Raw genomic sequence first — 13,056 nt, forward strand, 5'->3', positions numbered from 1 at the left:
ACTGCAAACGACAAGTTACGGTAAATGTCTATTTTGGGTGTATCGAACCCCAAAATAGACTTGGGGAGTCCATGTATCTCGACGCCAAATCAAAGATTATGGCGTGAGACTTATAGCTCCCCAAACCCCTCGTCAGTTAAAGATTTGCGGTTAAGTAGGTTGGTGGAAATAAACTCAACTATCCACCAGTTATGTAAACAAGCCTCAAACTCTTACAAAGGACGTAGCTTGCTTCTCGCGAAGCGAGTATGACGAATGACGATCACCACCGCCCGCCTTTAACTGTCCCTACCTACTTACATCTTTTACCTATTCCCTGTTGCCTGAATAATTGTCCTCATATTCTCAATAGGTTCTGACTCCGATGGTAAGGATTCTGGACGGGTTTCGTCGGGTTCCAAATTCACCAGATCTCTCAACAGAGATGCAGCCACTTCTCCTAATTGCCAGGGAGGAGCAAGCTGCAATGCCTCACCCATAGCATCATACCAAAACCCTGCCCCAGCATAGAGTTCAACTTTCTCCGAACCGGTATTAACCTGAGCCAGTTTCTCCTCCAAAGCCAATGGCATCTCCACCACTTGCATATCTGAGCTGACAATTAAATCGCTGGAAGGGCTATCCGAATCACAAAGAATCACCACTTGCCAAAGATAGGTCTTCCCCACCGTTAATTCTAACTGCTCCCTTGCCAGGGATAACCTCATAATTCCTGGTGAACTCTGTAACTGAATTGGCTGACCCACAGGTTGAGGTTTACCCTGATCATTGTACTCATAGAGTCTAAATTCCATCGGTTTAATTGTCGAGTCAGGGACAAACCAAGCCAAGGTGGGATGGGTAGACAGGGTTGCCCCCAGATGAGTTTTAGGGGCAAGGGCAGTTAGGGGTATTCCGTCACCTTCGCATCCGCCCCTTGGACCCGATGACGTTGTATAATCAGTGGGTGGTTTCTGATCGGGAGGTGGCACGTATCCAGCTAAAGCTGTTGACGTCACAACTAGGGATAAACTTAAAATAAGTAGGTGGACACAATGAAACTTAAAGATGGAGATCGTCATTTTTAATTCGTCATTTGTAAGGGTTTGATGGTTATTTATTCTTGTAGGTTGGGTTGAGGAACGAAACCCAACACCATCGTTAGCCTGTTGGGTAACGCTTACGCTCTACCCAACCTACTTGCGGTGATAGGCTCCCTTTCACCTTTGATTACCCCTGGCGATATTTAGCTTATATGCAACTGCTATAGTGTACCATTCTCTACCCATAAAATTTTCATGGCTTAAACCCTTTTTCGCCAATATCTTAAAGTTAATGTCCTCTTTGCCAAACACCAAGTCAGCTCACACAAGGTTCCTTGACCAGAAATAGAGTCTCGCTTAAACTCACCCGCCAACTGTTTGGCTAAACGTCTACACTGCTTGGTGCCATGTCCTTCAGCGGATGAGCGAATACCTGCCCCATTATCTTGAATACTGAGACTGTACCACCCGTCTTTAATTTTACCAATAACCTTAAGGCGAGTCACCCCGACGGCGTGTTTACCCACATTGCACAATCCTTCTTCTATAAATTCACAGAGTCCTCGCTTTTGCTCAAAATTCAAGTCCTCCTCTACAATCGCCGCAAACTCTAAAACCTTAATCTTAATGGTTTTAAATTCCGGCAAGTCTCGCTCCAGAGTATGCCGACTAACGGTATAAAAAAGTTCATTTATCGGCAATTCTAGGTCAAGGATTAAATCATTACTCAGTTGTAATGTTTTAGTTTGATTCAACTTATCTTGAATCAATGCTTCCCGCTTAAGATACTCACAAACGTCCCAAATTTCCTGTTTAACCTGTTTAAGTTTCCCCACCAACATTTCTGAACTCAAATCTTCGTCTTGCACCAGCTTAATCACATAAGCTAAGGTTTGCATCGGTTGATTATGAATCCGATTAAATGTTTGCTCAATCGTGCGTTGGCGGACTTCAAGTTGAGACTTCAACGCCCGGTCATATTTATAGAAAGCAAAAGCACTAATGCCCATACCATTGAACACCAAAACTAACAAAACGGGAGCAACCGGAATCCACCAACCTAAACGAATAAACCCATAACTCATAGCAAGCAGGAGCAAGCTAGCCAAACTAACATAGCCAAGATTCTGCAACGACGATTGAGTCAGCCGCCCCACACTCAAAGCCAATACACCCCAACTGATAATCCAAAGATATTCCCATCTATCGGACCAAACATTCAACAGGGGGCGTCTATCCAGAACCGCACTAATAATTTGACTAACCGTATGAGCTTGAAATTCTACCCCATAAATCTGTCCAGAGGGCTGCAAATCAGTCAAAGCTGTCGTATTCACAATATCATTCACACCAGGGGAAGTGATACCAATTAAAACAACGCGATCGCGAATCCAATGTGCCGGAAAATTCCCCCGGTTAATATCATCCAAAGATAGGGTACGAAATCCCTCTCGACTATTGCGAAAATTCAGCAGAACCTGAACCCCACCCGCATCAGCATCAACATACCCTCCAGAATTAGGTAAAAAGCGAGGAATTTCAGTTTCACCAAACCGCATTGCATGAGGATCACGAGTGCCATTTTCCAGGGAAATACCTTCCGCCGCTAAATACATTTGGGCTAAGCGCAATGGAAACGAAAACTTGTATCCTAACGATGTTGGTGTTCCTAAAAGACTGCGTCTAACCTGACCATCTGTATCGTGAATAACATCAGCAAAACCCACCTGTTCAGAGGGTAATGTGGGTGGTGCAGCAATGGGCGGAAATAATACTTTGTCAATGGCAATTAGGTTTTTAATATCCCTAAATGCGGTAACTAATTCATCATGACCGGGTTCAACAGGGATATCTCGAATAATATCAATCCCGATAGCTCTAGGATTGTAAGACTGCAGTGTTCTTAATAATTTTGCTATCTCTTGATCCGGAATAGGATAAGTCCCGACTTGGCGAATATCCCCATCATTAATGCCAATAATCACAATCCGTTCATCAATGGATTCCTGGGGACGCCAACGCAGCAAAGCATCAAGAGTTATCCATTCTAAAACTTGCAGCCAACCACTGAGGCGAACGACAATCACCAATATCAGAATTACCAGTCCTGGTAGCGCTCCCCTGCGCCAGATCACAAATTCTGCTATTATTTTCTTGCCCAAACCTTGCCGCAACTGTTCCTTCCTTGACTTATCCCATTTTACTGGATTTATGTAGAGACGTTGCATGAAACGTCTCTACAATCTGGACATAACAGGGTTATGTATGCCGGATTTGGTATGACATAAGACCAATAATCAATGACATAAGACCAATGACCAATGAAAAATAACTTTTATTCAATATACCTGATTAGCGTTCATATATCAATCAATAAACCCTTCTTCTCTAGCGCGTCTTTCCGTTTGAATTCGCATATTTTTACCCGGTTCCGGATAAACATTCAGAACATCTTGGATTTTAGTCCAATAGTGACGCACCGTTCGTTCAGATACCTCCATTTTTTCGGCAACGGTTTTATCTTGCAATCCGTCTTGAAAGGCTAGATCAATAACCTGTAGCCACTCAGATTTGAATTCTCCAGGTGGCAGCTTCAGGTCTTTGGTATGGGTAATTCCCTGTAGTGCCAATTCAATCCGGTTTAACATATCTTGACTGAAAAGAGCTTTATCCGCTAAAGTAAAACCACCCTGATGACGATCAATATCTGGTTTAATTCGCACGAGTGCCTTAATGTAACTGCTTTGCACAAAAATATTCAGAGTCGGATAGTTTTCCATCAAGGTTCGCAGCAGTTGGATGCCTGTATCAACACGGGCTACCTCCCCATCTGTTTCCGGGATGGAAAGATCTATGGCGACTAAATCAGGTTGAACCCTTGCCACTTGTTCCAGAGTCATTTTTGCCGTTGTCATCTGGAAAAGTTTTGCCTCTGGATATTGCTGTTGTAGATATTCACTGGTTTTCTCCAAAATTAACCCATGATCATCTACAATAATAATTTTTCGCGGTGTTGGCTCTGATGAATCTTTGCTCATCGTAGTTTTCTTAATTAATAAAAATAAATGGATTGGCTTAAATTAACTCAACCTTACGGACTTGACAAGTGCGATCGCGAAACCCTTGCCAATGTGAGACTTCCGTGGATAGTTAGGTTTATTTTCACCAACCTACTTATGCCATTATAAAGGCACAGTTGGTGTTGGCAACTGTTTTACTCCTGTTCGTTGGGCGATCGCGCGAGCCAATTTTTCAAACTCTCGGTATACATTCCTCACCGCATAAGTATGAGCGCCAATCGCCCCGTCAGCCGGTTTGAGGTGAAAGATAGGCTTACGGGCTTCCTGAGCCATGGGCATCAAACTCTGATAGTTTTTTAGTAACGCTAAACAATTCGGATCATCGACTACAGAAATATTATGAGTCAGCGGCTGATCTAATACATCTTCATGATAAACCGTTGGAATACGCGCAATCCAACGGTTGTACGCCTTCACTGGACGATCTAATCGGGCTGAATGTTGCAAAACAACGTATCCAAGCGGCTGCATTTTACCTTGGGGAAGCTGTAAATCTGTGGCTAAACCCTTCTTTCCTGGAGAACTTTTTTTAGTTAGTCTCTCTTGCCATTCTTCGCGCCATGTTCGCAAGGTTGGACCCAGATTCCGTAACCCTTGCAACGAAAATAAATCTGGTGACAGAGGAACAACTACATAGTCGGCTGAAATTAGCGCCGCCCGATTAATTGCTCCCAAATTAGGACCAAGATCCAGTAATATAACATCAGCGTTATGAGCTAAAGCAGCGTTTTGCATAATTCTCCAGAAGGCAGACATAACGCGAAAAGCTCGTTCTTGACCCCCTCCACCTAAACAATTGGGCCACTGTGCTGAAAGCTCATCTTCAAAACCAGAAAGATATAAGTCTCCGACTAAAAGCCCTAAGTCTCCTCCAAAAAGCGATAACTGAGCTTCTTCAATGAATTCCAGGTAGGGATTATCAATATCACCTGTTCCTTTTAATAGCGGCTGTATACAATCAAAAACAGTATGAGCATCCTTGCCTAACCAAAGCTCTTCCAATCGCTCCTCGTCTAGAAATGCAGCCGTTAGATTTGCTTGAGGATCGAGATCAGCGGCAACAACTCGCAGCCCCATATCTTTATACATCCAGGCTAAGTGATAAACTAATGACGTTTTACCTACACCGCCTTTGTTATTGAAAAACGCAATAATCGTTGTGTTCATGGTTTTTTCTTAAGTGTGACTAGCAGATGGGCGTCTTCGACAACGAATTCCAAAGGTGGATTGCCGTTTTTTTGCAGTTCTTTGCGTGCCAATTGAATTCCGACTCCAAATCGCTGCACATAGCCTAAGTTCTTCATCGCTTCGGCTAAGTGAGGATTGCGGTAATCGGTTACACCGGGCTGACCAAAGTTTTGCTTAGTCACTTGACCAAAAGGACCACCAGGATTTTGGATCTCGATACGATCATTAAACCAGGTCATCCGAACAGGCGCGTATGTTCCTTCATAAGTGCGGTGCATCACGGCATTTCTTGCGAGTTGTTGTAGCGCAACAATGGGATAATCAGGCTGTCGCATTTCAATTGGCTGGGCGGTGATATCTGTGGCTACGGAAATATGAGCTTGAAGCGTTGCGTCAAGTATTCCGAGTAAATCAGTAAGTGAACCGCCAATTTCCTTCTGATCTTTAATGGGATCAGTTAACTCGCTGCCATCAATACGCAGAAATTGAATATAGGCACCCGGAATAAATTGTCGTGGATCACTACCAACGACTAAGACACCCAATACTGTTGGTTTTGGCTGGGGTTCAACTGTGACAAAGCGCATTGAGGTGAGTTGTTGCTCAATAGAGCGTTCATTTTCTTCCAGGATGTCAATGGCTAAAGATGAAGGTAAATAAACGCGACGAAATAAGTCTAAATCTAGGTCATCTAAGCTAGCCGATGGTAGAGGGAGAATATCAAAAGGTAAATCTTTTGCCCGTCTTTTTTCCGCTAAACGACGCTCTTCTTGTTGTGTAGCCGTTGCTCGGCGTGGACCCACCCGTACCCAAACCCGTCCATTGAAGCGCACAGGTGGATCATCAGATGGTTCTACGATGACAACCACTAATTCACATCCACTAATTGTTCGTTTCTGGACGATTATTTCAGGAAAAGGCAGGATATTTCCATCAGATCGCATATCGGATAGGGTGAGCAGGAGTTGGTCAGTAATTGGCAAGTTTGCACAAGTTCCGTCATTATTAACACCAATAAACAGAACTCCGGGTTGCTGGTGGTTGGGTAGGTCATTGGCAAAAGCACAAATAGCCTGACGAATGATATTTCGGTCAGATATTAAAGCTTTACGTTCCACCCGATCCGATTCCAGATCATTTAGCAGAGTTGCCAACTCCTGATCATTCATTCAGCCCTCCTTAGTAATACTTTCAGCTTAACTTGTAGTTTCTATAGTAGTGGACTGACACAGCTAAAATTGTGGAATAGATTTGACGGTGAAATTGGGCGCACACCGTGCGCCCCTACAATACTAATCCACCATTTTAGGTGTGCCACGCCAGTAGTAGTCTTTGGCAGATACTGCTTGAACATCGTCTGCCCGTTCCTAGTGCAGCGCGGCGGAAGTCCTTGAGCAGCTTTGTCTATGCTGTTAAAGCAGGGGGAGCAATGTAGAGAAGCGCCATGGCGCTTCTCTACTCTAGTTCTAAAGGTACATCTACTACTCTTATAATCGCCTTGAGGGGTGAGGGGTGTCACACCCAGTTTTGGATCAATGACTGACAGCCTAAAATTGATCTTTTATTCCTTAGCAGGAGAATATTGCACGCGATCGCACTCGACGAGAATCCCCCTGTCTTGCAGCCGCAGGGGTTCTAATTCCCCTAACCCTTAGTCATACCGCTTCCCGTAATTCCTGTATATTTGAACCACAAATGGCTTTCAGATTACGGGTAATCTTCTCAATATCCCAGTTCCACCATTGCATCTCTAACAGTTCAGCGATAACATTATCGTCAAAACGCTTGCGGATTACTTGCGCCGGATTTCCCCCCACAATCGCATAAGGTTCAACAGGGCGAGTTACTACTGATGCTGTGGCGATAATCGCCCCATCCCCTACATGAATACCGGGCATAATTGTTGCTCCATAACCTATCCAGACATCATTCCCAATCACTGTATCCCCTTTGTGGGGCCAGCTATCAGGCATAGCGACTTCCCATCCGGAACCAAAAATTGGAAAGGGATAATTGGTAAACCAATCTGTGCGATGATTCCCCCCATTCATAATAAACTTGACATCTGAAGCAATCGCGCAAAATTTGCCAATTAATAGCTGATCACCGACAAAATCAAAGTGATATAAAACATTCCGTTCAAAATTTTCTGGATTCTCGAAATCATCGTAATAGGTGTAGTCACCAACGATAATGTTAGGATTATTGATAATATTATTCAAGAAAACTAACCGAGTTTGGTCAGCTAACGGATATTTGCTATGGGGAGATGGTCCGTGAATCATAAGTAACCCTTTGGGATTCTGGCGACGGTACATCATTACCTGGACATAAATTCTGGCAAGCTGTACTAAGAAATGTTAACAATTGTTAAGTCCTTACTGTTTCCTGTTCCCCGCTCTCAAACCGTCAATTTTAATTGGGTCTGACTCCTTAGATAACCTGGATTCGGTATAGCGCGATCGCAGGTTCAGAGGCTATTCCTTAATCAAATCTTAAGAGTTTAACCCTTAACTTTAATTCAATCTACTCTAACCTCTCTTAAACAAGAAATTCCACAACGAACTATAGTAAAATTACTACAATTGATCCAAATTATTTTATGAACAGCCAATGGCTTTAACGCTTAAAATATTTGCAGATACCCTCCTCAAACAGCAGCCTGTCGATAGCAGTCAAATCTCTAACCCTGAAGATATTTATAGTCTGACCAAAGGGATAGAGTTAGAACTGCACAGTTGGGACCCTAAGGACGGAGAACCCCACCATATCCGGGTGGCTTTTGCCACAGACCGATTTAACAACAAGAATACATGGTACGCCTTTACCGACCACATTCAGATTTGGGACGGCGAAACCGTCTTGCTACCCCCAGTGTCTCCCCCAGGTTCTACCGAAGTTCTATTTAATGTGCGTTCCTGTTCCACTCATGTTGTGCGGGGACTGGATCAACAGGTGATTGATGAGATGAACTTTATCACACCAGACACCTTGGTCAGTTTTGAAGACTTGAATGTGCGCCTGGGACAAGCGGTGTGGCCCTTCCTCCAGCCCGCTGCAAAAGCCGCCTTGGGGCGGGCAATTCGCGATCGCGGTATTCCCCTAGTCATCAATTCTGCTTATCGTACCATCGCCCAACAGCTTATCCTCTACAATCACTATCGGGCAGGTAAGCGTTGCGGGATTCCACTCGCCGCCCGTCCGCCTCGTAGTAATCACCAAAGTGGTTTAGCCATCGATATCCAAGATACTGATGGCTGGCGACCCTTTCTCGAACGACATGGCTGGCGATGGTTGGGTCCGAGGGATTATCCTCACTTCGACTATATTCGCGGCGGACGTGACATTCGTAGCCTTGCTGTGCAGGCGTTCCAACGGGTTTGGAATCGATACAATCCCCAGGATCGAATTGCCGAAGATGGAGGCTATGGACCATCAACCGAACGGCGACTGAATCGGAGTATTATCGGCGGTTTTGGGGAAGTCTGGCAGGGCTTTGAAATCATTAAGTTGACAAGTCCCTACATGCATGGTAAGGATGTCCGCAAAATACAGCAAGCATTAGCAGATGCAAAAATTGATGTTGGGGTAGATGGCGTGTTTGGACCAGGAACTCAAGCAGCAGTAAAGCTGTTTCAAAAGGCAAAGGGCTTAATTGCCGATGGTGTGGTTGGACCGGCTACCCTGGTGCAACTGGGATTTTTTGGCGCACCTGTGGTTATCTCGCCACCCAAACCTGAACCCAAACCCACTACAGAACCTGAACCAGAACCAACTAAACCCCCGACTCCACCAGCCAAGGCTGTCGGACGCATCTTGGTTTCTGCGGGTCATGACCTGAAAGATCCCGGAGTCGTGGCGTTAGGCACCACAGAAGCCCAGGAAATGATTCTTATCCGTAACGCCTTGGTGCAGGAACTCCAGTCACGAGGGGTTAATTTCCTCATCGTACCCGACGACCTAGATCTTGCCGGTACAATCAAATGGATCAACGATCGCGTCCTGCCTGGGGATGTGGCGATAGAATTGGGTGGCAATGCTTTTAATGGTTCTGTGCGAGGGACTGAAGCTTATTATATTGACGGTAACGAGGAACGCAAAAAAGATGCTCAGTTAGTCTTAGAGGCGTTCTTAAAGAAAGTCCCCGAACTGCGTTTACCGGGAAAACCGCTCTCACGGGGCGTTAAACCCGATACCTTGAGTGCCAAAAATCAGCTTCCCTTTTGTCGTGAAGTTGCCGCATCATCTATTATCTTCAATATCTGCTTCCTAGACAATCCCGAAGACTTAACCTTACTCCAAGAAAACCGCGATCGCTTTGCTCAAGGTTTAGCCGATGGATTGCTGCAATGGAGTGGTCAAACGGCAAAATCGGATCAAACTTCACCCCATTTCCGACTGATTAATATCAAAATTCAAAACTACGACCATAACGAAAAAGGGCTTCTGGTCAATGGGAATTCCTATATTCCGGCGGATCTGGTAGCGAATTTAGGTGTTGATCTGACTGTGGAATCGGATATTCGCCAACTCAGTTATGGCAATATCGTGTATGTAAAAGCGGTTGATCTCCAGCCCTTTAATATCTCCGTCGGCTGGGATAATGATACCAGAACGGTATTACTGAATACAGCGACTCAAACCAATCTGGATCAGTCTGACAAGATTATCTGGTTTGGCAATGCTTCAGAAGAAGATTTAAAAGCCTTTCTCACCAGTAATAATGAAAAGGCACTTGACCAGTTCCCCGACATCCATACAATTTACATTGAAGAGGCGGAAAAAGAAGATGTTAATCACGACATAGCCTTTTGTCAGATGTGTCTGATGACCGATTTCTTACGCTTTGGCGGTTCATTACAACCAGAACAAAATAATTTTGGCGGTTTAGGGACAGCCAATAGTGATCCGGCTGGTGCATTTTTCCCAGATATCCGCACAGGTGTGAAAGCCCACATTCAGCACCTAAAAGCCTATGGAACAACCGCGCCCATTGAACATCCGCCCATCGTCAGCCCTCGGTTTCAGTTTGTCTTACGCGGGAGTGCGCCTTCTGTGTATGACTTGAGTCGGCGCTGGAGTCCTGATCCGGAGTATGGGAATAAGATTATGGCATTGGTGCGGCGTTTGCATGGAGTGGTGTCTAATGTTGAAGACACGCCTCAATCCTTCTTTATGCGTTTGAGTCATACGGTAGCGCCAATGGAGAATAACGGAAGCGATAGTCCTTGTGCGCTTTAACTGTTGTAGAGACGTTCCGCCGGAACGTCTCTACTCACTGTCTAATCCAGAAAATATATTATCTAACGCCGCTTTGTCTTTGTGATTTAACGGTACTTTTGAACTGCCCCGATCCCTTAGCCTCGTGAAGTTATTTAATCTTCGCTTTAAGAAAATAAGTCATCATTTTTCCTTTCCCTTTAACCTGGATCATACCTCGTTCTTCAAATAGATATTTATCCTGTAACTTTTTATACGTAAATTCAGTAACTTGAATTTGATCAGGGAGTCCTTGAGATTCCATGCGTGAGGCGATATTAACCGTATCTCCCCACAGATCATAACTAAACTTTTTGATGCCAATTACGCCAGCAACAACAGGTCCTGTATTGATACCAATGCGAATGCTTAAGGTCTGATTATTTTGGTTATTAAATTTGGTAATTACCTGTTGCATATCCAGTGCCATATTCGCCGTGGCTTCAGCATGATCGGAGCGGGGAGTGGGTAATCCACCCACCACCATATAAGCATCACCAATCGTTTTAATTTTCTCCAACCCGTAGCAATCACTCAATTCATCAAAGGCAGAAAAAATCCGGTTTAGTAATTCAACAACTTGCGCTGGTGGAAAGCGAGCCGATAATTCTGTAAAGCCAACAATATCAGCAAACAAAACCGTGACTTCCTCAAAGTTATCGGCGATTGTACTTTCGAGTTGTTTCAACCGTTGAGCAATTACTTTGGGTAAAATATTTAACAGTAGACGTTCGGCTTGCTCTTGTTCATAGTGTAGCGCTTCTTGCCATGCTTTACGTACCGTAATATCTTCTACTGTTCCTTCATAATATATAAAATCACCGTGGCGATCGCGAATGGCTCTTGCCTTCTCCTCAATCCAGATTTTGCTACCATTCTTGCGGTAAACTTGCGATTCAAAATCTGAAACTGTTCCGTATTTTTCGAGGATACGAATTAATTCATCGTGACGGTTGGGCTGAACGTAAAGCTGTCGATTCAGGTTAGTTAAATTTGCACATACTTCTTCCGCAGAAGCATAACCATAAATAGTAGCTAAGGTTGTATTTGCACTTAAAAACCTTCCACTTGGAGTGATTTTAAAAATTCCTTCGACTGAGTTGTCAAAACTACTGCGATATTTTTCTTCACATCTTTGAAGTTTTTGGGCTAACTGTTTAGTTTTTAATGTCAGCAGAATAAATAACGTGGCGGTTATAACACCAGAAACGGCATAAAATAAAATACGGTAAAGTTTAGTATTTCTTAAAAATAGTTGATAAGAACCGTGATAAATTTGCAGGAGCTGTTTACTCTGTTGAGCAGTGGGCAATTCCAGAATTTGCATCACCAGATTATCAACCTGAGATTCATGGGTCACAATAATTTCGGCATAGATTAAGGCGGTATCGAGTTCAGAAATACTTAAGGCAGAAGACGCTGCCAATACATCTGCATGTTGCCGAATTGCTGCCACTTGTCTCTGAATTTTTAAACTTAATTCATCATTGGGAGACAGCGTATAAATTAAAACATCGTTCAATAGAGTATTCAATCGATTGATCAAGTCATCAGCCTTTGGTTCCGCTGCGGCTTTATCAGGAAATTTTTGAATGGTATTGGGCAGAGAGGTTAAGGATTGATTGAGAATAGTTTCTTTTTTGATTACTTCTTGGATTAACTCTTTCTTGCGCTCAAATAGTGAGCGATTACGTCGTAAAGCCGACTTAATTTCTGATTCATGCTGGCTATTGACAAAATTAGGAATATCTTCTAGGGTATGGTGCAATTCCTGAAGTTGCCTTAAATCATTAAGAATAGTTTCATAATCATTCAAAGAATCCTGTTGAACCTGCAATATATCCGTATTTAAAGTTGCGCCAGTTTCCTGAAGTTGGTGTAAATTTGACAGATAGTGATGGTGTTGAGTAGAATTAATAACTTGAGCTTTAATGAATAACATTACCCATAAAAAAGCTCCGCCTGCGGCAATTCCTATATTTCGCATAGCGGAGAACTTCATAAGCAGCTCAATGTCAATCGACTTAACAGACCTTACACCCAAACAGGCGACTCGATCGGGATAGATATCCTATCCACTCCTTTCAGGAGGTGAACGGGGTAACAAAGACATCGTTTGCTCGCACTTTGCTTGCCATCACGAGCCATCAGCCGGAGAACTGCTCCAGCTAGGATATTGGCTCGGTTTAGGTTATGTCTTGTTGGATACCTTCGACCTAGAGTCGGCAAAACACTTTAAGTTCAATGTAAGCTCTACTTAAAATAACTTCCGGTTCAAATCCAGTCCGGAAGAGTTACCCAGTGCAAGGGTGTTAAGTTTGATTGAGAACTTTAATCACTAGCAGATTTGGGCGTACCAGATTGTCATTCAACAACCCTAACCTAGCTATCGCTGCTCTGTTAGGGATTGCTAGAGACAAATCTAGCAACGCAAGAGTTGAATATCCGCACTGAGTCTAAACTTGGTACAGACTTCCGAATACTTCCCTAGTTCGGATTATCTCTAA

The 13,056-nt window shown here is 43.8% G+C and carries 9 protein-coding genes; 2 read left to right on the top strand and 7 right to left on the bottom strand.

The annotated features are described in order from the left end of the window. Positions 1 to 305 precede the first annotated feature (305 nt). The 3 genes from RLO19_RS26320 to RLO19_RS26330 form a co-directional block, all read right to left on the bottom strand. A complete protein-coding gene (locus tag RLO19_RS26320) occupies positions 306 to 1,061 on the bottom strand; it encodes a DUF928 domain-containing protein (RefSeq protein WP_446360342.1) in 756 nt (251 codons plus the stop codon). A 221-nt stretch (positions 1,062 to 1,282) separates the two neighbouring features. Next, complete coding sequence (locus RLO19_RS26325; protein WP_446360343.1) at positions 1,283 to 3,250, bottom strand: CHASE2 domain-containing protein; 1,968 nt, start codon at positions 3,248 to 3,250, stop codon at positions 1,283 to 1,285. 138 nt (positions 3,251 to 3,388) lie between these two features. Continuing rightward, complete coding sequence (locus tag RLO19_RS26330) at positions 3,389 to 4,060, bottom strand: response regulator (protein ID WP_446360344.1); 672 nt, start codon at positions 4,058 to 4,060, stop codon at positions 3,389 to 3,391. A 27-nt stretch (positions 4,061 to 4,087) separates the two neighbouring features. On the opposite strand from RLO19_RS26330, the gene RLO19_RS26335 reads away from it, so the two are divergent. Continuing rightward, positions 4,088 to 4,210, top strand: a complete 123-nt coding sequence (locus RLO19_RS26335; RefSeq protein WP_446360345.1) for a hypothetical protein — start codon at positions 4,088 to 4,090, stop codon at positions 4,208 to 4,210. Here RLO19_RS26335 and RLO19_RS26340 read toward each other — a convergent pair. The 3 genes from RLO19_RS26340 to RLO19_RS26350 form a co-directional block, all read right to left on the bottom strand. Next, positions 4,205 to 5,269, bottom strand: coding sequence for a ParA family protein (locus tag RLO19_RS26340; RefSeq protein WP_446360346.1), 1,065 nt, complete (start codon positions 5,267 to 5,269; stop codon positions 4,205 to 4,207). The two genes, RLO19_RS26335 and RLO19_RS26340, sit on opposite strands and share 6 nt — an antisense overlap. Then, entirely contained in the window at positions 5,266 to 6,459 is a 1,194-nt protein-coding gene (locus RLO19_RS26345; protein ID WP_446360347.1) for an ATP-binding protein, read from the bottom strand. Before RLO19_RS26345 ends, RLO19_RS26340 begins: the two co-directional genes overlap by 4 nt. Positions 6,460 to 6,945: 486 nt before the next feature. Then, positions 6,946 to 7,575 carry a CatB-related O-acetyltransferase gene (locus RLO19_RS26350; protein WP_446360350.1) on the bottom strand — a complete coding sequence of 210 codons (630 nt, stop codon included), beginning with the start codon at positions 7,573 to 7,575 and terminating at the stop codon, positions 6,946 to 6,948. A 328-nt stretch (positions 7,576 to 7,903) separates the two neighbouring features. Here RLO19_RS26350 and tftA point away from each other — a divergent pair, with 328 nt between their 5' ends. Next, entirely contained in the window at positions 7,904 to 10,531 is a 2,628-nt protein-coding gene (gene tftA, locus RLO19_RS26355) for a hormogonium tapered terminus morphoprotein TftA (protein ID WP_446360348.1), read from the top strand. 130 nt (positions 10,532 to 10,661) lie between these two features. On the opposite strand, the gene RLO19_RS26360 is transcribed toward tftA, so the two are convergent. Continuing rightward, positions 10,662 to 12,551, bottom strand: a complete 1,890-nt coding sequence (locus RLO19_RS26360) for an adenylate/guanylate cyclase domain-containing protein (protein WP_446360349.1) — start codon at positions 12,549 to 12,551, stop codon at positions 10,662 to 10,664. Between the last annotated feature and the right edge of the window lie 505 nt (positions 12,552 to 13,056).

Origin of the sequence: Coleofasciculus sp. G2-EDA-02, from assembly GCF_040226375.1 — a bacterium.
Classification (GTDB): Bacteria; Cyanobacteriota; Cyanobacteriia; order Cyanobacteriales; family Coleofasciculaceae; genus Coleofasciculus.